General features: G+C 62.1%; 20 protein-coding genes. 13 read left to right on the forward strand and 7 right to left on the reverse strand.

The features are described 5' to 3' along the window. Positions 1-78: 78 nt before the first annotated feature. The 3 genes from ICI42_RS05660 to ICI42_RS05670 all read left to right on the forward strand — a co-directional run bounded on the left by ICI42_RS05660 (position 79) and on the right by ICI42_RS05670 (position 2781). A complete protein-coding gene (locus ICI42_RS05660; RefSeq protein ID WP_188163735.1) occupies positions 79-1029 on the forward strand; it encodes an acetyl-CoA carboxylase carboxyltransferase subunit alpha in 951 nt (316 codons plus the stop codon). Positions 1030-1246: 217 nt separating this feature from the next. Next, positions 1247-2521 carry a L,D-transpeptidase family protein gene (locus tag ICI42_RS05665; RefSeq protein WP_188163511.1) on the forward strand — a complete coding sequence of 425 codons (1275 nt, stop codon included), beginning with the start codon at positions 1247-1249 and terminating at the stop codon, positions 2519-2521. An 8-nt stretch (positions 2522-2529) separates the two neighbouring features. Beyond that, on the forward strand, positions 2530-2781 hold the full coding sequence (locus tag ICI42_RS05670) for a sulfurtransferase TusA family protein (protein WP_188163512.1): 252 nt from the start codon (positions 2530-2532) through the stop codon (positions 2779-2781). 16 nt (positions 2782-2797) lie between these two features. Here ICI42_RS05670 and ICI42_RS05675 read toward each other — a convergent pair whose 3' ends face one another. From ICI42_RS05675 to ICI42_RS05690, 4 genes are all read right to left on the reverse strand, one after another. Further along, complete coding sequence (locus ICI42_RS05675; protein ID WP_188163513.1) at positions 2798-3178, reverse strand: DUF2794 domain-containing protein; 381 nt, start codon at positions 3176-3178, stop codon at positions 2798-2800. A gap of 613 nt (positions 3179-3791) precedes the next feature. After that, entirely contained in the window at positions 3792-4169 is a 378-nt protein-coding gene (locus tag ICI42_RS05680) for a hypothetical protein (protein WP_188163514.1), read from the reverse strand. A 160-nt stretch (positions 4170-4329) separates the two neighbouring features. Further along, on the reverse strand, positions 4330-5967 hold the full coding sequence (locus ICI42_RS05685; RefSeq protein WP_188163515.1) for an acyl-CoA synthetase: 1638 nt from the start codon (positions 5965-5967) through the stop codon (positions 4330-4332). An 85-nt stretch (positions 5968-6052) separates the two neighbouring features. Further along, positions 6053-6826, reverse strand: coding sequence for a sulfite exporter TauE/SafE family protein (locus ICI42_RS05690; protein ID WP_188163516.1), 774 nt, complete (start codon positions 6824-6826; stop codon positions 6053-6055). A gap of 139 nt (positions 6827-6965) precedes the next feature. Between ICI42_RS05690 and ICI42_RS05695 the strand changes: the two genes are divergently transcribed. From ICI42_RS05695 to ICI42_RS05730, 8 genes are all read left to right on the forward strand, one after another. Next, complete coding sequence (locus ICI42_RS05695) at positions 6966-7619, forward strand: thiamine phosphate synthase (RefSeq protein WP_188163517.1); 654 nt, start codon at positions 6966-6968, stop codon at positions 7617-7619. Next, a complete protein-coding gene (locus ICI42_RS05700) occupies positions 7616-8827 on the forward strand; it encodes a tetratricopeptide repeat protein (protein WP_230980155.1) in 1212 nt (403 codons plus the stop codon). The genes ICI42_RS05695 and ICI42_RS05700 overlap by 4 nt, the downstream gene beginning before the upstream one ends. A gap of 111 nt (positions 8828-8938) precedes the next feature. After that, on the forward strand, positions 8939-9505 hold the full coding sequence (efp, locus tag ICI42_RS05705) for an elongation factor P (RefSeq protein ID WP_188163518.1): 567 nt from the start codon (positions 8939-8941) through the stop codon (positions 9503-9505). Between the two features lie 74 nt (positions 9506-9579). Further along, complete coding sequence (locus tag ICI42_RS05710) at positions 9580-10380, forward strand: inositol monophosphatase family protein (protein ID WP_188163519.1); 801 nt, start codon at positions 9580-9582, stop codon at positions 10378-10380. An 80-nt stretch (positions 10381-10460) separates the two neighbouring features. Continuing rightward, complete coding sequence (trhA, locus tag ICI42_RS05715; RefSeq protein WP_188163520.1) at positions 10461-11150, forward strand: PAQR family membrane homeostasis protein TrhA; 690 nt, start codon at positions 10461-10463, stop codon at positions 11148-11150. A 118-nt stretch (positions 11151-11268) separates the two neighbouring features. After that, a complete protein-coding gene (locus ICI42_RS05720) occupies positions 11269-12288 on the forward strand; it encodes a MotA/TolQ/ExbB proton channel family protein (RefSeq protein ID WP_188163521.1) in 1020 nt (339 codons plus the stop codon). Between the two features lies 1 nt (position 12289). Next, positions 12290-13318, forward strand: a complete 1029-nt coding sequence (locus ICI42_RS05725) for a peptidoglycan -binding protein (RefSeq protein ID WP_188163522.1) — start codon at positions 12290-12292, stop codon at positions 13316-13318. Between the two features lie 132 nt (positions 13319-13450). After that, positions 13451-13831 (forward strand): hypothetical protein, encoded by a 381-nt coding sequence (locus tag ICI42_RS05730; RefSeq protein ID WP_188163523.1) that lies wholly within the window; start codon positions 13451-13453, stop codon positions 13829-13831. A 39-nt stretch (positions 13832-13870) separates the two neighbouring features. Here the strand turns inward: ICI42_RS05730 and ICI42_RS05735 are convergent, their stop codons facing one another. Then, the gene (locus ICI42_RS05735; protein ID WP_188163524.1) at positions 13871-14224 is read right to left on the reverse strand and encodes a DUF1304 domain-containing protein; all 354 of its coding nucleotides are present in this window, start codon (positions 14222-14224) and stop codon (positions 13871-13873) included. Positions 14225-14327: 103 nt separating this feature from the next. On the opposite strand from ICI42_RS05735, the gene ICI42_RS05740 reads away from it, so the two are divergent. Then, positions 14328-15815 (forward strand): carboxypeptidase M32, encoded by a 1488-nt coding sequence (locus ICI42_RS05740; protein WP_188163525.1) that lies wholly within the window; start codon positions 14328-14330, stop codon positions 15813-15815. 42 nt (positions 15816-15857) lie between these two features. Here the strand turns inward: ICI42_RS05740 and ICI42_RS05745 are convergent, their stop codons facing one another. Both ICI42_RS05745 and leuS read right to left on the reverse strand, forming a co-directional pair. After that, on the reverse strand, positions 15858-16541 hold the full coding sequence (locus ICI42_RS05745) for an LPS assembly lipoprotein LptE (RefSeq protein ID WP_188163526.1): 684 nt from the start codon (positions 16539-16541) through the stop codon (positions 15858-15860). Further along, complete coding sequence (gene leuS / locus ICI42_RS05750; protein WP_188163527.1) at positions 16528-19152, reverse strand: leucine--tRNA ligase; 2625 nt, start codon at positions 19150-19152, stop codon at positions 16528-16530. Before leuS ends, ICI42_RS05745 begins: the two co-directional genes overlap by 14 nt. Positions 19153-19304: 152 nt before the next feature. Here leuS and ICI42_RS05755 point away from each other — a divergent pair, with 152 nt between their 5' ends. Then, positions 19305-19967, forward strand: coding sequence for a YggS family pyridoxal phosphate-dependent enzyme (locus ICI42_RS05755; RefSeq protein ID WP_188163528.1), 663 nt, complete (start codon positions 19305-19307; stop codon positions 19965-19967). Positions 19968-19988: the final 21 nt, after the last annotated feature.

Genomic DNA, 19988 nt, shown 5'->3' on the forward strand with positions numbered 1-19988 from the left:
GCCACGTTCCATTGGGTCGGGGGCTATGAAAACCCGTGTTCCCAGGTGTTTCCTTCCGGCGTTGTGGTCCGCGAGCGAATGTATAACTATCTCGATTTCGAAAAGCCTGTTGCCGATCTCGAAGGCAAAATCCTCGAACTGAAGAAGCTCGCCGAAAGCGGCGAAGCTGTCGATGTGGCCGAGGAAATCTCTCGGCTGGAGAAGCGCTCGCGCGATGCGCTGCGCGATGTCTACAAGGCGCTGACGCCCTGGCAGAAGGTGCAGGTGGCCCGCCATCCCGACCGGCCGCACTGCGTCGACTACATCGCCGGGTTGTTCACCGATTTCACGCCGCTCGCCGGCGACCGTAACTTTGGCGAGGACAATGCCATCGTCGGTGGCTTCGCGCGCTTCAAGGGGCGGTCGGTTGCCGTGATCGGCCAGGAAAAAGGCTCCGACACCAAAAGCCGCATCAAGCATAATTTCGGCTCGGTCAGGCCGGAAGGTTACCGAAAGGCGGTCCGCCTGATGGAGATGGCCGACAAGTTCGACATCCCGCTTATCACGCTGGTCGATACGGCCGGCGCCTATCCGGGCGTGGGTGCGGAAGAGCGCGGCCAGGCCGAAGCCATTGCGCGCTCGACCTCTGCCTGCCTCAAGCTGAAGGTGCCGTCCATCTCGGTGGTGATCGGCGAGGGCGGTTCGGGCGGTGCGATTGCGATTGCGACAGCAAATCGCGTCTACATGCTGGAGCATTCCATCTATTCCGTCATCTCGCCCGAGGGCGCGGCTTCGATCCTGTGGCGCGACACTACCCGTTCGCGGGATGCCGCCACCAACATGAAGATCACCGCGCAGGACCTTTTGGAACTCAAGGTGATCGACGCGATCGTGCCGGAACCGATGGGCGGGGCGCATCGCGCGCCGGAAGCGGTCATCACCGCTACCGGCGACCTGATCGAAAAGACGCTGGGCGATTTCGCCTCCCATCCCTTCGATTTCCGCGAACAGCGCCGCGAAAAATTCCTTAATATCGGCAGGAGCCTTTAGGCCGTTCGCGGCTGAGCGCTTGACTTGGCGGATTCCACTCGCAAAATCGCCGTGAATGCTGCTAATGACTTTGCCGTGATCTGAGGATTCGTCTGTCTGCGATCGTGATGCAGTAAGGAATTTTCAAGGTTAACGGCCTAAATTTGAAGCAGTGGAAACCGCATCGCCTCGCAACCAGTTGTCGCGCGGCGATCGAGACGAAGACGAAACTGTTCGCATGATTGCAAATGTCGCCCGTGCCGGACTGCTGATGACCGCTCTCGCGCTGGTCGGATGCTCCGAATCGTCTATGAATGATTTCTCGCCGAAAGCCCATAAGGCGCTTTCCGCCGAACTCGCCGCCGAAATGAAGGCGAAGGGCATGTCGCGCACATCGCCTATTCTGGCCCGCGTGTTCAAGGAAGAGGGCAAGGTCGAAATCTGGAAACAGAAGACCGACGGGCGCTATGCGGTGATCGCTGCCTACGACATCTGCAAATGGTCGGGAAAGCTTGGCCCGAAATTCACCGAGGGCGACCGGCAGGCGCCAGAGGGGTTCTATACGGTCCGTCCCGGACAGATGAACCCGAACTCGCAATATCACCTGTCTTTCAACATCGGCTACCCGAATGCCTATGACAAGGTGAACGGCCGGACCGGCTCGAACCTGATGGTGCACGGCGCCTGTTCGTCGTCCGGCTGTTATTCAATGACCGACGACCAGATGGATCAGATTTATACCTTTGCACGCGACGCCTTCGATGGCGGGCAGAGGGAGTTCCAGATTCAGGCGTTTCCGTTCCGGATGACAGCCGCCAACATGGCGCGCTACCGCAAGGACCCCAACTACGCGTTCTGGAAGATGCTGAAGGAAGGCTACGACCACTTCGAGATCACCAAGGTGCCGCCGAAGGTCGATGTCTGCGAGAAGCGCTACGTCTTCAATCGCGAAGTTTCAGGCGATGCGAAATTCGATGCCGCGGGTGCTTGCCCTGCGAGCACGCAGCCCGCATCGCTGGTGACGGCCTACCAAAGTTACCAGAAGAAGTATGACGCGGCGTTCACCAGCGCGAGTGCTGTCTGGAGCCGTTCCGCAGCGCCCGCGCCAAGCATCGCCGGCATCAAGGAAGCTTCGCTGGTGTCGGAATGGACAAAGAAGCGTGCGCGCGGCGAGCGCGTTCCGCTCGATCCGCCTTCGCTCAATGGTGATGGGACTGTGACCGTGACCGAACGCATGGGCCGCATCGACTCCGCCGCCGGTCGACGCATGGCTGCTCTCGAAGCCAAAGAGGAAGCCAAGAAGAAGGCTGCGGAAGAAAAGGCCCGTGCCGTTGCCGAAGCAAAGGCCGCGAAAGCCATCGCCGCGGCTCCGGTGACCACTGCATCCATCCCGGCGCCCGCTCCGGTGATCGTCCAGACGCCGCAGCAGGAAGTGGTGCAGGAAGCGCGCGGCTTCGGATTGCCGAGCGCGGATGCGGTGAAGAAGCGCCTGCTCGGCATGTTCGGCGGCTAAGCCCTGCTTTGGGCGACGGCACCGACATCTACGATTTGAGAGGGCTGAACTGTCCTCTCCCCGTGCTGAAGGCCCGCAAGCGTCTTTCGGCGATGCGACCGGGGGAACAACTCTGGCTGGAGACCACCGATCCGCTGGCTGTAATCGACATTCCGGCTTTTTGCGTCGAGGATGGGCATCGCCTGATTTCCAGCGACGCGGTCGAAGGCGGACGCCGCTTCCGTATCGAACGCGGTCCGACGCGGGCCGCAGCCACTTAAGCCAAATCGCCAGCCGTCAGACGAGTTTCAGCTTCTTGTCGAACAGGCTCAGCACCCTCGCGAGCTCGTGGCCGCGCTTGAGGATAGCTCCGCCGGTCGCCAAGATGGCATAGGCGCCTTGCCTGCGGGCCATTTGGGGATCCTTGACGATCTGGTAGAGCGGATGCTCGCTGGCGCGGCGATAGACCGAAAAGACGGCCCGGTCGGGCGTGTGGTCGATGGCGTAGTCCCGCCACTCGTTCGCGGCAACCATGCGGCCATAGAGTCGGAGAATCTGGTCGAGTTCCCGACGGTCGAATGAAACCGGCATCTGCAGGCGCTGCCGTCGGACTTCGTTCAGGGGAACGAGGACATTGGATGTTTCGACATCCTCGGGGCTCTCTGCGCGGTCGACCATCAATCCTCCCTCTCCGGAACAGACGATGCCGAATCGTCGCGCGTTCAGCTGGGAAAATCAACCCTTCGTTGGGATCATTGATAGAGCCGGCAAATCACCCCTCGGCGCCAGTTTTAAGATGTAAAAAGAGTTCCCTCGCATAGCGGTCACGATTGCACACATACTGTTGAAATTGGTGATTCTGCGCCACATTCCTGCCGCATTTTATCCGCGTTGAGGCCCCATTGTGCGATGAATTTACGGGTGTTGCCTGAGACGGTTCGGTCCGGCACTGGCTCGTAACCCCAAGCCCCCCGCCCACGAGCCCGCGTCGGATCGAACCAACCTCGGCCTTTCTTCGGGCCGGGTGCGACGATCCCAAAATCTAAATGGCCGATGTTGGACAGCAAGCCGACATCGGCCTTTTCTTTGCGTCTTGTCCAACCGAATTCTGGGCAAAAAAAGAGCCGCAACGAAGCGGCTCTCAGGAGTTTAACAGGGAGGCGTCAAACAAAGTGGCTCCAACCACTCGGTAAGAATCCAGAAAACTGGATGCCGTTAGTAAACACCTGTAAAGCTTAATGGCGGGTTAATCGAAGCCACTATTTTTATCGATTGGTCCTTAATGGGACGATCACGACCTATACAACGCTCCGAGCGCTATGAAGGCGAACAGCACCATCGCGCCATAGAAGCCGAGCGAAGCCACTGCGACCAACGGCTCAAAATCCTCATTGCCGCCGAGCAGGAAGAAAAGGCCCACCATCAAGCCGATGCCGGTCAGCGCATGCATCCAGAAATGCACCTTCGCCATGCGCGAGGTCCCCGCTTTGGGAACCAGATGATAGAAGAAGGCGAAAACGGCCGACATGAGCCAGCCCGCCGCCATGGCATGGGCATGAACCGGACGCTGGAGATAGTCGTGGGAAATCGACATATGCAGCCCGAGCGCCATGCCGCCGAGGGCGAAGAGAATCGCCAAAGTGAAGAAATTGCGTGCTACGCCCGTCATCGTATCTCCCGACGTGCCTGGTCCCAGAGGGATAAGTTGTTGCCGGAGCGCATGAAAACGCCCGCCGGGGACAAAGCCTCCGACGGGCGCATTTGGCATAGAGGTGGTTTCAGCCGTTTGCCGCTCGTAGCGATGTTCGAAACACCGCTGTTACGTCATCTTACGCTTTCGCCATGTCGCGCAGCCGGAATTTCTGGATCTTGCCGGTCGAGGTCTTGGGAATCTCCTCGAAAATCACGGCCTTTGGAACCTTGAAACGGGCAAGCAATGTCCGGCAATGCTCGATGATCTCGGTCTCGGTCGCCGATGCGCCGGGCTTGAGCTCGACATAGGCGATCGGGACCTCGCCCCATTTGTCGTCCGGTCGGGCAACGACGCCGCAGGAGGCGACGGCCGGGTGCTTGTACAAAGCGTCTTCGACCTCGATGGACGAGATGTTTTCGCCACCTGAGATGATGATGTCCTTGGATCGGTCCTTGAGCTGGATGTAGCCATCTGGATGCATCACGCCGAGATCGCCCGAATGAAACCATCCGCCTGCAAAGGCTTCGCCGGTGGCTTTTTCGTTCTTGAGATAACCTTTCATGACGATGTTGCCGCGGAACATGACCTCGCCGATGGTCTCGCCATCAGCGGGCGTTTCCTGCATCGTCTCGGCGTCCATGACGGTCAGCCCCTCGAGTGCTGCATAGCGCACGCCCTGGCGCGCCTTCTTGGTGGCGCGGCCGTTCTTGTCCAGATCGTCCCACTCGCTGTGCCACTCGTTGACGACGGCGGGGCCGTAGGTTTCGGTCAGGCCGTAGAGGTGGGTGACCATGAAGCCGGCATCCGCCATGCCTGAAAGCACGGCTTCCGGCGGCGGAGCGGCAGCGGTGTTGAAGGTTACCGTATGGGGGAACTCGCGCTTGTCCTCGTCCTTGGCACTGAGCAGCAGCGACATGACGATCGGTGCGCCGCAGAGATGAGTGACGCCGTGATCGGCAATGGCATCGTACATCGCCTTGGCTCGGACCCAGCGCAGGCAGACATGCGCGCCGGCCTGCACGGCGAGCGTCCAGGGGAAGCACCAGCCGTTGCAGTGGAACATCGGCAGCGTCCAGAGATAGACGGGGTGCTTGCCCATGCCGGCATGGATCGTATTGGCATAGGCCATCAGGGCCGCGCCCCGGTGATGGTAGACCACGCCCTTGGGGTTTCCGGTGGTGCCGGAGGTGTAGTTGAGCGCAATCGCATCCCATTCGTCGTCGGGCATGGACCAGGCGAAGTCCGGATCGCCGGCGCTGAGAAACTCCTCATAGTCGAGGCTGCCGATCCGCTCGCCCTTGGGGTAGGGCGCGTCGGCTGGATATTGCGGATCGTCATAGTCGATCACCAGCGGCTTCACTTTGGCAAGCGCCAGCGCCTCCCGGACAACGCCGGAGAACTCACGATCGACGATCAGGATCTTGCTGTCGGCATGGTCGATCTGAAACGCGATGATGGCCGCATCGAGCCGGGTGTTCAGCGAGTGCAGCACGCCCTGGGTCATCGGCACGCCGAAATGCGCTTCCAGCATGGAGGGCGTGTTGGACAGCATCACGGTGACGGTGTCGCCCTTGCCGATGCCGGCACCCGCCAGCGCCGATCCGAGTTGCCGGGAGCGGCGCCAGAAATCGGCATAGGACAGCTTGCTGTCGCCATGGATCACCGCCGTCTTTTCGGGGAAGGCACGGGCTGCCCGTTCCAGATAGGTAAGCGGGGTCAGAGGCTGGTGATTGGCTGCGTTGCGGTCCAGTCCGATTTCATACGGGTTGCTCATATCTTCCCCTCGCTCTCAATCCGTGCCTGCTTCAAGCCAAAGCGGCTATCTCAAATCTTAGCCAACCTGTCCATTCCGGTCACCCTCATTGGAAGCTGGCGATGCTGTCCCAGACGAGCTTCGCCGCAACGATTGCTACGGTAATGTAGGTGAACGGGTAAAAGACTTCGGGCCGCATGCGCCGCACCAGCCACGCGCCGGCCAAGGTGGCGAGCGGCGCAAGAGGCAACAGCACCAGCGATATCTGCAGATTGGTGGCATCGAACTGCCCGAGTGCGAAATAGGGGATCAGCTTCACGGCATTGGTGATGGCGAAAAAGATCGCCGCCGTCCCGGTCATCACTTTGGGGTCGAAGCGCAGTGGCAGAACATAAACCTGGAAGGGCGGGCCGCCGACATGCGCGACAAAGGAGGTGAAGCCTGAAATGGTCGACCAAAAGGTGGCTGCTATTCTGTTGCGGGGCGCGGCGGCGGGCAGACCGCGATGCCGAATGCTTTTGTAGACCCATTGCCCGACGAAGATGATCGCCAATGCCCCGACGATCAGCCGTACCATGTCGGCCGTGACGACCGCCGCCGTCAGCCAGCCGATGCCGATGCCGATCATCGAGCCGGGGATCATGTCGACCAGCGTCTGCTTGTCGTAGACGCCGCGCCAGGTCCACAGGGAGACGACGTCCATGAGTATGAGGATCGGCAGCAGGATGGCGGCCGCCTGAACCGGCGGCATGACCAGCGCCATCAGCGGCACGCCGATGAAGCCCGCCGCACCGCCGAAGCCGCCCTTGGAAAGTCCAACCAGGATGACGGCGGGTATCGCGAAAACGTAAAGCCAGGGATCGGACAGGAGATCGTGCATGAAAGCCCTCTTCGTCCGCAATAACGCCAACCGCCCGGATTGGCGAGAGTGCATGTGGCGCTGTTCAACGCTGTTGCTTTGCTCTATGCCGCAATCCAAACATGATCGGCCTGCATAGCCGGAACCGGATAGCAAAGACATGACCGAACAGACGCCCCTCAACCGTTGCCGCATCGTGCTGATCGTCCCTCCCACCGTTGCGGTGGAGCGGGTCCAGGCTGCTCTCGAAGGCGGTGACGTAGCCTCGCTGATTCTCGCCGGCGAAGGCGCCGACGATCAGGCCTTCCAGGATTTCGCCGAAAAGGTGGTTCCGCTCGCCCAGGACAAGGGTGTTGCCGCCATCATCTCCGGCGACAGCCGTGTGGTCGGCCGCGTTCAGGCAGACGGCATCCATGTCGAAGGCAGCAAGGCCGATCTGGCCGATACCATCAAACGGCTGCAGAGCCGCATGATGGTGGGCACGGGCGGTGTCAAGACGCGCGACGATGCGCTCGATCTCGGCGAGGAGCGCCCGGACTACATGTTCTTCGGCCGCTTCGGCTACGACACCCAGCCCGAACCGCATCATCGCAATCTTTCGCTCGGAGCTTGGTGGGCGGATGTGATCGAGATCCCCTGCATCGTCATGGGCGGCTCGGACATCGCCTCGGTCGAGGCCGTGGCTGCTACCGGCGCCGAGTTCGTCGCTCTGTCGTTGGCTGTTTTTGCCGAGGGTGTCGATTCGCAGGCGGCGGTGGCGCGGGCCAACGCATTGCTCGATGAAACCGCGCCGAGCCTCGAGGGGGCTGCATGAAATCGGGCGGGCTCATCGCCGTATTGGCGTTGCTGCTGGCGGGTGTGAGCGCGTCGGTCGCACAGGAGGCTCAGCCCGTGCCGCAGACGCCTCCGACCGAAGCTGCGCCCGTCAAGAAACCCGCTCCCGCGCCCTCCGGCCAGTCCCCGGCGCCTGCTCCCGCCACCGATGCCCGTCGGGCGCCGAGGCTCGCCACCCCGCCGCGCGCCGTGGAAACGGAGGTGGTCGACCCCTCCCGTTTCGGGGAGATGCCGACGACCCCGCTGCCGACGCTGGATGAGTTGCGGCAGAAGCCCAACCTGACCACGCCGCAGCAGGCCGGCAGCACCGTTGGGCCGCGCGTCCAGCCCAGCAGGATCGATCAGGAGCGTTTCGGCGGAAAGCCGCTGGACGAGGCTTATGGCGCCTTCCAGCGCGGCCTCTACAAGACAGCCTATAATCTTGCTTTGACGCGCGCCGAAGCCGGCGATGCGGCCGCCCAGACGCTTGTCGCCGAGATTTTGTCGCGCGGGCTCGGCGTGAAGCGCGATGTGAGCGGTGCCGCCAAATGGTATGAACTCGCCGCCGAACAGGGCGTGCCGGAGGCACAGTTCCAGCAGGCGCTGGTTCTGCTCGATGCGAAGAGCCCCAAGCATGACCCGAAGGCTGCCTATGCGCTGATGCAGGCCGCGGCGGAGGCGGGCAACCGGCTCGCCCAATTCAATCTCGCCCAGATGATCCTGCAGCGAGAGCCCGGCGAAAAAGGTTTGGCCCAGGCTGAGCCCTATTTCGAACGGGCCGCCGGAACTGGGCTGGCCGATGCGCAATATGCGATGGCGCAATATTACGCCAATGGTATTGGCGGAAAGAAGAAGGACGATGTCCGCGCGCGCCTCCTGATGGTGCAGGCTGCCCGGCAGAACCACGATACCGCCCAATTCGACCTTTCGCTCTGGATGGCGGAGGGGCGCGGCGGCGACCGCGACCTGAAATCGGCATTTGGCTGGATGAAGCTTGCGGCGGAACGCGGCAATGTCGCGGCCCGAAACCGGCTCGCGAAATATTATGTCGGCGGCATCGGCGTCGATCCCGACCCCGTCGAGGCCGCGTCCTGGTATATGGCGGCGCGCCGCGCAGGCCTGATCGATCCCGAGATGGAAGACCACCTCGTCGGGCTGACGGATGACGAGATAAAGCAGGCGATGGAACGGTCGGACCGCATCCGCTGAGGCGTCGTTCCTGCCGATTTCGGCGGTTTCTCTTGCCTCGCACGGCATTTTGTGGTCTTGGAAGCGCCGAAATCGCCTTTCAGGCGGCTAACTCTCTTCCGGATAAAAACCATGGCCAAAATCAACGGCAACGAAATTCGTCCGGGCAACGTCATCGAGCATGACGGCGGCCTGTGGGTGGCAGTCAAGACCAATGCCGTGAAGCCCGGCAAGGGCGGCGCCTACAACCAGGTCGAGCTGAAGAACCTCATCAACGGCACCAAGCTCAACGAGCGGTTCCGCTCCGCCGAGACCGTCGAGAAAATCCGCCTCGAACAGAAGGACTTTTCCTTCCTCTACGAACAGGGCGATGCGCTCGTTTTCATGGACACCGAATCCTACGAACAACTCGAGCTGCAGAAGGATTTCGTAGGCGACCGTGCTGCCTTCCTGCAGGACGGCATGATGGTTACGGTTGAACTTTATGAAGAGCGCCCGATCGGAATTTCGCTTCCCGACCAGGTGACGCTGACGATCACCGAAGCCGATCCGGTGGTGAAGGGGCAGACCGCCGCGTCGTCCTACAAGCCGGCCATGCTGGAAAACGGCATCCGCGTCCTCGTGCCGCCCTTCATCTCGTCGGGCGAGCGCATCATCGTCGACACCAACGAAATCACCTACGTCCGCCGCGCGGACTGATTTCGCCCCGGCACGGAACGGGAAGGCTCCGTCCTCCCGATCCACCGCCCCGTCTGCAGAGAAAGAAGCATTAAATGGCGCGTTCAGCGATCCTCAACGTCATGGTGCAGGCCGCAATGAAGGCCGGGCGCTCGCTGTCGCGCGATTTCGGCGAAGTGCAGAACCTGCAGGTGTCTTTGAAGGGCCCCGGCGACTATGTCAGCCAGGCGGACCGCAAGGCCGAGGAGATCATCTTCACGGAATTGTCCCGCGCCCGTCCCGGCTACAGCTTCCTGATGGAAGAGCGCGGCACGGTGGCCGGCGATGACGATCAGCATCGCTGGATCGTCGACCCGCTCGACGGAACCACCAACTTCCTGCACGGCTTGCCGATCTTCTCGGTTTCCATTGCCTTGGAGCGTCAGGGGCAGATCGTCGCCGGCGTTATCTACAATCCGGCGATGGACGAGCTTTATACAGCCGAACGCGGCGGCGGAGCGTTCCTCAACGACCGCAGGCTTCGCGTTTCGGGCCGCGCGCGGCTCAGCGATTGCGTCGTCGGCACCGGTGTGCCGCATCTGGGCCGCGGCCATCACGGCAACTTCCTGATCGAACTGCGCCATGTCATGGGCGAGGTCGCTGGCGTCCGCCGCCTGGGCTCGGCGGCGCTCGACCTGGCCTATGTGGCCGCCGGCCGGATGGATGCCTTCTGGGAGCATTCGCTGTCGGCTTGGGACATCGCCGCAGGCGTCCTGCTGGTGCGCGAAGCCGGTGGCTTTGTCTCCGACGTTGACGGCGGCCAGGGCATGCTGGACAGCGGCTCCATCGTGGCGGGCAACGAAGCCATTCACCGCGCCATGCTGAAGACGCTCAAGACCCCATTGGCATCGCGCTGAAGCGTCGCATTTACGCCGGCCGGCCTTGTTCTGGATAATCTCGTGCAAGACGCCATATGGAGTGTTTTGCAGGAGCCAAAATGGACAGTCAGCGCAAGGCGTCTGAAATCCACATCCCCTTCGCAGGACGTTTCACTTATTCGCGTGCCGAACTCATCGCGGACGGCATCGTCCATGCGGTGGGCATCGTGCTTGCCATCGCAGCGGGCGCGACGCTTCTGTCTCTCGCTATTCCGCACACAGGCCCCGGAGAATATGTGGCTGCGGCGTTTTTCGTCGTCTCGCTGCTGACCGTCCTGACGATCTCCCTGGTCTACAATCTTTGGCCGATCTCACCTGCGAAATGGATCCTGCGTCGGTTCGATCATGCCGCTATCTACCTTCTGATCGCCGCCACCTACACGCCGTTTCTGGCACAACTGGACAATAGGGCCGTTGCCGTGCCGATGATCGCCCTGGTGTGGGTCGCAGCGCTCTGCGGCATGGCGATCAAGCTTTTCCTGCCAGGCCGATACGACCGCCTCGCCATAGTGTTCTATCTCGCCATCGGCTGGAGCGGCGTGGTCATCGGCCAGCCCTTAGTCAACATCCTGCCAGGTACGACGCTGGTCCTGCTCGTGGCGGGCGGCATTGCCTATTCGTTGGGGGTCGTGTTTTTCACCTGGCAGAAGCTGCGTTTCCAGAACGCGCTGTGGCACCTTTTCGTCGTGGCGGGCGCCGGCCTGCACTTCGCGGCACTGATCGACTGCATGCTGGTCAATCGATTGTGATCCGCTGGTGCCGTCCCTATCATAAGCGGTGGCAAAAGGGGCGCAACGCCTTTCAATTTCGTCACAATTCCGTTTAGAGTCGCCCGCTATTGGGTTGGGAAAAGGAATCGGGGCGCCGATGGCTTTGCTGAAATCGTTCCGTTCGGGTTCGGACGTGTTGAACTATGACCCGCATCGACTGTCGAGCCCGCAGGTCTTTCTCTTTTCGATGATCATCTTCCTGGCGATCGTGGCCTTTATCGCGGCCATTCTCTATCGCCAGATCGCGTCGGCCTTTACGACCAATCCCGGCCTTAACGGCTTGATCTTCGGCGTGCTGCTCATCGGTATCCTCCTTGCTATCGGCCAGGTCGTCAGGCTGTTCCGCGAAGTCCGTTGGGTCAATTCCTTCCGCGCCGGCGCCGATGTCACCGATCCTGTGCTGCTTGCGCCGATGAAGGCGATGATCGGCCGCTCGTCCTCCATGGCGTTCTCGACCAATTCGACGCGCACGATGCTGGATTCCATCGCCAACCGCCTCGACGAAAGCCGCGATATCTCGCGCTATCTGATTGGCCTTCTGGTTTTCCTGGGCCTGCTCGGCACGTTCTGGGGCCTTCTTGAGACCATCGGCTCCATCGGCGAAACCATTCAATCGCTCGATCCGGGTTCGGGCGATGCGACGGCGGTGCTCGACGCGCTCAAGCAGGGGCTTGCCGCGCCGCTGCAGGGCATGGGCACGGCGTTCTCGTCCTCGCTGTTCGGTCTGTCCGGCTCGCTGGTGCTCGGCTTCCTTGACCTGCAGGCGGGCCGCGCGCAAACGCGCTTCTACACCGAGCTTGAAAACTGGCTGTCCTCGGTGACCGATCTGTCGTCCGACGTGGTCGTCGCCGATCCCGGCCGGGCGGATTCGCTTGAAGAACTGCGCGAACTGTCGGAGCGTCTGCGCTCCATGCAGGAAAGCGGCGGTTCCAGCACCCGTACGGCTGCCGCCATGGCCAATCTGGCTGACGGCATTTCCGGACTCGTCAAGAATATGCGCAGCGAACAGCAGATCATGCGCGACTGGGTGGAAGCCCAGTCCGAAGAGCAGAAGGCGATGCGCAGCACGCTGGAAAAGATTGCCAATGCCTTGAACGACCAGCAGGGGAAGCGCTGACATGGCGCTTTCGCGACGGCGCACTGACCGGCGTGTCGACTACTGGCCTGGCTTCGTCGACGCGCTGTCGACGTTGCTTCTGGCGATCATGTTTCTGCTTTCGGTGTTCGTCCTGGCACAGTTCCTGCTGACGCGGGAAATTTCCGGCAGGGACGAGGCGTTGCTGCGGTTGAACTCACAGATCAACGAACTGACCCAGCTTCTGGCCATGGAACGCTCCAACACCCAGGACGCCCAGGATTCGCTTGCCAATCTGCAGGCCTCGCTATCGGCCGCCGAAGCTGAGAAGAGCCGGCTCGAACAGCTTCTGTCGCAGGGCGCGGGGGCTGGTCAGCAGGCGGAGGCGCGCATCGGCGCCCTGAGCGGCGAACTCGACAACGAGCGCCAGATGAGCCAGCGGGCGCTGTCGCAGGTCGAATTGCTGAACCAGCAGATTTCCGCTCTGCGCCAGCAGATCGCAGCGCTTGAAGACGCGCTTGGCGCCTCGGAAGCGCGCGACCGCGAATCCAACACCAAGATCGCCGATCTGGGTCGCCGCCTGAACGTCGCGCTTGCCCAGCGCGTGCAGGAACTGAACCGATACCGCTCCGATTTCTTCGGACGGCTGCGCGAGATCCTCTCCGACCGCGACAATATCCGCATCGTCGGCGACCGTTTCGTGTTCCAGTCCGAAGTGCTGTTCCCGACCGGGTCCGAGCAGATCAACGATGCCGGGCAGGTCGAGATGCGCAAGCTGGCGGGAGCCATCCTGGAGCTCCAGAAGGAAATCCCGCCGGAGATCAACTGGGTGCTGCGCGTCGATGGCCATACCGACAACATTCCGCTGTCCGGTACCGGGCGATACCGCGACAACTGGGAGCTTTCCTCGGCGCGCTCGACGGCGGTCGTCAAATATCTCATCGAGAACGGTGTGCCCGCAAACCGACTGGTGGCAGCCGGCTTCGGTGAGTTCCAGCCGCTCGATCCCGCCGATACCCCGGAAGCACGCTCCAAAAACCGCCGCATCGAGTTGAAACTTACGGAGCGATAGAGGCGGCCTGCGTTCGCTGGAACGACGGCTTTTGCCATAAATGCCCCGTCGAGCGGGCTTGCCTCGGTTTCGACTTCTTTAACCTAGCAACACTATCCCTCGAAGACAGGGTCAAAAAGGGATATGGTTGCCATGGTCAGAAACAAAAGCCCGCACTTCCGGGGCGGTGTCACGGCTCTGCTGCTTGCGGCAACGCTCGCCGGTTGTGCATCGACGACCTCGCCTGCCGTCTACGCGACATCGCTTTCCAGCCAGGACCCGAAATGGTCGACGGCGGAATGCCAGGAAATCCGGGCCCGCGCGTCCAGCTACGAAGCCAACGAAAAGCAGACGCTGAGCTGGGGCGGTGCCTTGATATTCGGCCCATACGGACTCGGCATGGCAGCAGCCGGCAAGCAACACCAGGCCAAGCAACGAAAGCTTTTCCGCCGCGAGATGCATATGCGGTGCTCGAGCAAACCCTTGCCGAGGGATTTGCAGAACCTCCAAACGACCGCTCGCACGACCAACTAACCCTTAGCTACAGCTCCTCCCCGAGGAGAGGTATACGGCTCACCATCCCAGCCAGAGCGCGATCATTGCAGCCACGGCTGGGACGGTTTGGATGAACAGGATCTTCCTGCCGACCGTCACTGCGCCATAGAGGCCGGCTATGGCAACGCACAGCAGGAAGAAGATTTTGATCTGGAAGCCGACGTCGCCGAGATAGAGGCCCCAGATCAAGCCGGCGGCGAGAAAGCCGTTATACAGGCCCTGATTGGCGGCGAGCACTTTGGTATCGCGCGCAAAGTCCGGTTTCAGCCCGAATGCCTTATGCCCGCGCGGTGTGTCCCAGGCCACCATCTCGAGATAGACGATGTAGACATGGATGGCCGCGACAAGCGCCACGAGAACAGTCCCAACCATCGTTCCTCCATTGGTGACAGCCATTCCTTAAGCCTGCACCATTGACCGTTGATCCCAAGGTGCTGCAAGTGGATTCTCTCGGATTGTACTGCAAGGAGCCGTAATGTCGTTCGAAAAGCTGGACCAGCTTGGTCGCCGCCTCGAAGCGCTGGAACACGCCATGTCGATCCTTGGTGCCGACGAGGCCACGCATATGGCCGTCGGCGGTGGAGAGAAACGTGCGGAGGCGATGTCCAACCTTGCCGGGCTGTATCATCGCCAGGCGACCGCGCCGGAGGTTGCGGACTGGCTCGATGCCGCCGAAGGCGAATCTCTGGACGAGGACCAGTCGGCAGCCCTGCGTGAATTCCGCCGCCAGCACACCAACATGACCTGCCTGCCGCCGGAATTCGTCGAGCGCCAGACGAGCGCGCGGATGCGTTCCGAGCAGCTTTGGCGTAGCCTGCGCGCCCAGAACGACTGGACGTCCTTCGAGCCTGCGCTGGAGGGTGTCGTGCAACTCGTTCGCGAGGAAGCCCAACTGCGCGCCGAAGCGCTCGGGCTGGCTCCCTATGACGCGCTGATGGAACAATACGACCCCGGCAACCGTGTGGCCGACATTACCCCGGTGTTTGCGGAGCTCAAGGCGTTCCTGGTCGATTTCGTGCCCGAAGCGCTGGCCGTGCAGGAAGAGCGCCTTACCAAGACGCCCCTCAAGCCGCTCTCGGGCGTGTATCCGACCGAGCGGCAGCGCGAACTCGGGCTTGCGATGATGCAGGCGGTGGGCTTCGACCTCACGCGCGGCAGCCTGTCGGTCTCGCACCATCCGTTTTGTGGCGGTGTGCCGACCGATGTGCGCATCACCACGCGCTATAAGCAAAACGAGTTCCTGTCCGCGCTGATGGGGGTGCTGCACGAAACCGGCCATGCGCTCTACGAGCAGAACCTGCCGGCGGACTGGTCGCACTGGCCATCCGGCAAGGCGCGCGGCATGTCGGTGCATGAGAGCCAGAGCCTGTTCGTCGAAAAGCAGCTGGGGCGCAATCCGGCCTTCTGGCACTGGGCTTTGCCGGAGGTCGAAAAGCATCTCGGCGAGGCCTGGACCATCGACGAAATCCTGCCGCATGTGCATCATGTGCAGCGCGGCCTGATCCGGGTCGACGCCGATGAGGTCACCTATCCGTTGCATGTCATCCTGCGCTACGAGTTGGAGCAGGAACTGGTCACGGGCAGGCTTGAAGTGGCCGATCTGACCGAGGCCTGGGACGCTAAGATGCAGGCCTATCTCGGCCTGTCCACCATCGACAATCCAGCCGACGGTCCGATGCAGGATGTGCATTGGCCGAGCGGCGCATTCGGTTATTTTCCGTCCTACACGCTGGGCGCGATGATGGCTGCCCAGCAATGGGCCGCTCTGATCAAAGCACACGGCTCAGCCGACGAGGACATCGCGAAGGGTGATTTTGAGGCGGTTAACGAGTGGCGGCGGGATAAGATCTGGTCGCAGGGATCGCGCTGGTCGACGCCGGAACTGATGGAAAAGGCGACAGGCGAAAAGCTCGATGCCCGATACTTCGCGGCGCATCTGAAAGCGCGCTACGGCAGGCCCTGAAAGGGCCTGCGCCTATCGCCGCCGGCTTGAGCGGTCTTTTTTCTACTGCGCCGGCAGCAGGTCGGGATTGCCGGACTGAGGCTTCGGCTGGATGACCAGTTCCGGATCGATCTCTTCCTGCTCGAAGGTGTCGGGAGTCGAACGGTTTTTCCGCAACAGGTCTTGTGCGACCGAAAGGCGGAGGAACTCGGCCAGTTCGCGCGCGGCGCGATTTTCCGCGTCTATGGTGGCGCGCCGCACGGCGAATTCCTGGCGAGGACGGTCGAAAGAAGCCCGCGCCATGCGCGAGCCGCTGGCCACGCGCTTGCCGGTCGCGGTTTCCGTCAGCCGGTAGCGGCCTGTGAGCTCGAGGGTGCCGGCGCTGGGCTCGTCATCGTCGGAGGTGATCTGCACGATCGCCGCGGTTTCGATGCGCCTCCGGACATCCAACTCCAACGTATAGGCCGGCGTGGCGGCAGGGCCCTTTCCATTGCCGAACAGGTAGATCAAGTGGGTGCGCACCTCTTGTGCAAAGCGGGTGTCTTCGCGCCTGGGCGAAGGCTTTATGGCGATGGATGCCAGCTCCGCCTTCATCGACGTCGTCACGCCCGTCGATGAGGTCACGGGACTGTCCGAATAGAGCGGACGCACCTGGCAGGCCGAAAGCCCGGCGGATGCCGCCACGAGCAAAGTCGCGGCAAGGAAACGGCGGCTGAAGGGGGCGGTCATTCGCTTAGGCAACGACATTCACGATCCTCTGAGGCACCACGATCACCTTGCGCGGCGCTTTGCCATCCAGTGCTTTTTGCACCGATTCGAGCGCGAGCGCTGCTTTTTCGACGCTAGCTTGGTCTGCGTCGCGGGCGATTGTCAAATCACCGCGCTTCTTACCATTGATTTGCACGGGATATGTGAACTCGTTGTCCACCACCAGCGCCGCATCGAATGCAGGCCACGGCGATTCCGAGACCAGCCCCTCGCCGCCGATCGTGGTCCAGCATTCCTCCGCCAGATGCGGCATGAAGGGTGCGATCAGATGCGTCAGAATCTCGACAGCCTCGCGCATCGCAGCCTTCAGGGCAGCATCGCCCTTGCCGTCGGCAATGTCGGCGGCCGGCGCTGCGATGGCGTTGACCAACTCGTAGATGCGAGCGATGGCGCGGTTGAAGGCCAGCTTCTCGATGTCTTCACTGACGGCCTTCAGAGCCTTGTGCGCAGCCTTGGAGACGGCAGCCGCCTCGCCTGAGGTGGCCGCCGCAGGGGCGATGCCGACCAGCGCTTCGCCTGCAGTCGATACCAGGCGCCAGACGCGCTGGACGAAGCGGTGGGCGCCGGCGGCACCGTCGTCGGTCCATTCGACGTCGCGCTCGGGCGGCGAATCCGACAGCATGAACCAGCGCGCGGTGTCCGCGCCGTAGCCTTCGGTGATCTCTTCCGGGCTGACCACGTTCTTCTTCGACTTCGACATCTTCTCGAGCGGCCCGATCTCGACCGGCTCGCCGGTTTCGACCGCAATCGCGACGCGCTTGCCGTCTATGTCTTCGACCCGAACCTCGTTGGGCGACAGCCAACGGCCGTTCTGGCCGCTACCGAGGCGGTAGGTCTCGTGCACGACCATGCCTTGGGTGAACAGGCCCTTGAACGGCTCTGCCAAGGCCACATGGCCCGTGTCGCGCATGGCGCGGGTAAAGAAGCGCGAATAGAGCAGATGCAGGATCGCATGTTCGATGCCGCCGATATATTGATCGACCGGCAGCCACTCGTTTGCCGCCTTCGGGTCGGTCGGCTCGTATTCCCAAGGCGCGGTGAAGCGCGCAAAATACCACGACGAATCCACGAAGGTATCCATGGTGTCGGTTTCGCGGCGCGCATCGCCGCCGCAGTTCGGGCATTTCACATGCCGCCATGTCGGGTGCCGGTCGAGCGGATTGCCGGGCTTGTCGAAATCGATGTCGTCCGGCAGCTTCACAGGCAGGTCTGCCTTGGGTACCGGAACCACGCCGCATTCCGCGCAATGGATCATCGGGATCGGGCAACCCCAGTAGCGCTGGCGCGAAATGCCCCAGTCGCGCAGGCGGAAATTCACCTTGCGCTCGGCCATGGGGCGGTTGCCGATCGAGATGTCGGCAAGCCGGTTCGCGACCTCTTCAAATGCCTGCTTCGGCTTCATGCCGTCCAGGAAGCGCGAATTGATCATCACGCCGTCGCCGGTGAAGGCTTCGGTGGTGACGCGGAAATCGGCTGGCTCCGCACCGTCGGGCATGACGACGGGCACGACGGGCAGTTCGTATTTGTTGGCGAAGTCCAGGTCGCGCTGGTCGCCCGAGGGGCAGCCGAAGATCGCGCCGGTGCCATAGTCCATCAGCACGAAGTTGGCGACATAGACGGGCAGCGTCCAGCTCTCGTCGAAGGGGTGAACGACGCGGATGCCGGTATCCATACCCTTTTTCTCCGCCGTCTCCAGCGTGGCGACGGAGGTGCCCATGTGGCGGATGTCCTCCATGAAGGAGGCCAGTTCGGGATTGCTCTCGGCTGCCTTCTTCGCCAGCGGGTGGTCGGCTGCGATCGCCATGAAGGAGGCGCCGAAGATGGTGTCGGGCCGGGTCGTGTAGACCTCCAACTCGCTCATGCCTTGCGGCGCATTGGCCAGCGGCCAGCGGATCAGCAGGCCTTCGGAGCGGCCGATCCAGTTGCGCTGCATGACGCGGACCTTCTCGGGCCACTCGTCCAGCGTGTCGAGCGCGTCGTGCAGGTCCTGGGCGTAGTCGGTGATCTTGAAGAACCACTGCGTCAGTTCGCGCTGTTCGACCAGCGCGCCCGAACGCCAGCCGCGCCCGTCGATGACCTGCTCGTTGGCGAGCACGGTCATGTCCTCCGGATCCCAGTTGACCTTGGAGGATTTGCGCGTGACCAGGCCCTTCTCGGCCATGTCTAGGAACAGCATCTGCTGGCGGTGGTAATAGTCGACATCGCAGGTGGCGAATTCTCTGCTCCAGTCGATGGACAGGCCCATCACCTTGAGCTGCGCCCGCATGGTGGTGATGTTCTCATAGGTCCAGTCCTTGGGGTGGACCTTATTCTGCATGGCAGCGTTCTCGGCCGGCATGCCGAAGGCGTCCCAACCCATCGGATGCAGCACGTTGAAGCCCTTGGCGCGCTTGTAGCGGGCCACCACGTCTCCCATCGTGTAGTTGCGGGTGTGGCCGATATGAATGCGGCCCGATGGATAGGGGAACATCTCCAGCACGTAGTATTTCGGGCGCGGATCGTCGTTCTTCGTCTCGAAGAGCTTCGCCTCATCCCAGGCCTTCTGCCATTTGGGTTCGGTCGCGCGGGGATTGTATCGTTCGGTTGCCATGGGACGTTTTTCACTTAAAAGCATGCACGAGGCGCGAACGGCTGCTTGGCCGTCCAAAAACATGGGTCCGGGTGTTCACCATGGATTCCAGGACCCGTCAACTCCGCTTGATCCCGGCCGGGGAAAAAGCAGCAGGATCAGGACCAATTGGCATGGAAAAGTCGGTCGAACAGCTTGCCCTGGTGAAGAACAGGATCGCGCAGGCCGAAAGCGAGGCGAAGCGCACGGAGGGTTCGGTCGTGCTGGTCGCGGTGTCGAAAACCTTCGATGCCGGGCACATCCGGCCCGTCATCGAGGCTGGGCAGCGTGTGTTCGGTGAAAACCGCGTGCAGGAAGCGCAAGGCAAATGGCCTGCGTTGAAGACGGAGTATCCCGATCTCGAACTGCATCTCATTGGACCGCTGCAATCCAACAAAGCCAGGGAAGCGGTGGCGCTTTTCGACGTGATCGAGACGGTAGACCGGGAAAAGATCGCCGCTGAACTGTCCAAGGAAATCTCCAGGCAGGGCAGGGCCGTGCGGCTTTACGTGCAGGTCAACACCGGCTCCGAGCCGCAAAAGGCGGGAATCGAACCCAACGATGCCGTCGCCTTCGTCGAGCGCTGCCGCGCCGTCCATGGGCTGATCATCGAGGGACTGATGTGCATTCCGCCCGCGGACGAGAATCCGGGGCCGCATTTCGCGCTGTTGGAAAAGCTTGCGCGGCAGGCCGGCGTCGAAAAACTATCGATGGGCATGTCCGGCGACTATGATGTGGCGGTCGGCTTCGGCGCCACCAGCGTCCGCGTCGGCTCTGCCATTTTCGGGCAACGCTGACCGACCGAGGGACCGCCTGCA

Origin of the sequence: Oryzicola mucosus, from assembly GCF_014534685.1 — a bacterium.
Classification (GTDB): Bacteria; Pseudomonadota; Alphaproteobacteria; order Rhizobiales; family Rhizobiaceae; genus Oryzicola; species Oryzicola mucosus.

Excerpts from the sequence above, each read along its gene's own strand:
- ICI42_RS05660 (WP_188163735.1), top strand. The coding sequence starts at position 79 with ATGTATAACTATCTCGATTTCGAAAAGCCTGTTGCCGATCTCGAAGGC.
- ICI42_RS05665 (WP_188163511.1), top strand. The coding sequence starts at position 1,247 with ATGATTGCAAATGTCGCCCGTGCCGGACTGCTGATGACCGCTCTCGCG.
- ICI42_RS05675 (WP_188163513.1), bottom strand. The coding sequence starts at position 3,178 with ATGGTCGACCGCGCAGAGAGCCCCGAGGATGTCGAAACATCCAATGTC.
- ICI42_RS05680 (WP_188163514.1), bottom strand. The coding sequence starts at position 4,169 with ATGACGGGCGTAGCACGCAATTTCTTCACTTTGGCGATTCTCTTCGCC.
- ICI42_RS05685 (WP_188163515.1), bottom strand. The coding sequence starts at position 5,967 with ATGAGCAACCCGTATGAAATCGGACTGGACCGCAACGCAGCCAATCAC.
- ICI42_RS05690 (WP_188163516.1), bottom strand. The coding sequence starts at position 6,826 with ATGCACGATCTCCTGTCCGATCCCTGGCTTTACGTTTTCGCGATACCC.
- ICI42_RS05695 (WP_188163517.1), top strand. The coding sequence starts at position 6,966 with ATGACCGAACAGACGCCCCTCAACCGTTGCCGCATCGTGCTGATCGTC.
- ICI42_RS05700 (WP_230980155.1), top strand. The coding sequence starts at position 7,616 with ATGAAATCGGGCGGGCTCATCGCCGTATTGGCGTTGCTGCTGGCGGGT.
- efp (WP_188163518.1), top strand. The coding sequence starts at position 8,939 with ATGGCCAAAATCAACGGCAACGAAATTCGTCCGGGCAACGTCATCGAG.
- ICI42_RS05710 (WP_188163519.1), top strand. The coding sequence starts at position 9,580 with ATGGCGCGTTCAGCGATCCTCAACGTCATGGTGCAGGCCGCAATGAAG.
- trhA (WP_188163520.1), top strand. The coding sequence starts at position 10,461 with ATGGACAGTCAGCGCAAGGCGTCTGAAATCCACATCCCCTTCGCAGGA.
- ICI42_RS05720 (WP_188163521.1), top strand. The coding sequence starts at position 11,269 with ATGGCTTTGCTGAAATCGTTCCGTTCGGGTTCGGACGTGTTGAACTAT.
- ICI42_RS05725 (WP_188163522.1), top strand. The coding sequence starts at position 12,290 with ATGGCGCTTTCGCGACGGCGCACTGACCGGCGTGTCGACTACTGGCCT.
- ICI42_RS05730 (WP_188163523.1), top strand. The coding sequence starts at position 13,451 with ATGGTCAGAAACAAAAGCCCGCACTTCCGGGGCGGTGTCACGGCTCTG.
- ICI42_RS05735 (WP_188163524.1), bottom strand. The coding sequence starts at position 14,224 with ATGGTTGGGACTGTTCTCGTGGCGCTTGTCGCGGCCATCCATGTCTAC.
- ICI42_RS05740 (WP_188163525.1), top strand. The coding sequence starts at position 14,328 with ATGTCGTTCGAAAAGCTGGACCAGCTTGGTCGCCGCCTCGAAGCGCTG.
- ICI42_RS05745 (WP_188163526.1), bottom strand. The coding sequence starts at position 16,541 with ATGTCGTTGCCTAAGCGAATGACCGCCCCCTTCAGCCGCCGTTTCCTT.
- leuS (WP_188163527.1), bottom strand. The coding sequence starts at position 19,152 with ATGGCAACCGAACGATACAATCCCCGCGCGACCGAACCCAAATGGCAG.
- ICI42_RS05755 (WP_188163528.1), top strand. The coding sequence starts at position 19,305 with ATGGAAAAGTCGGTCGAACAGCTTGCCCTGGTGAAGAACAGGATCGCG.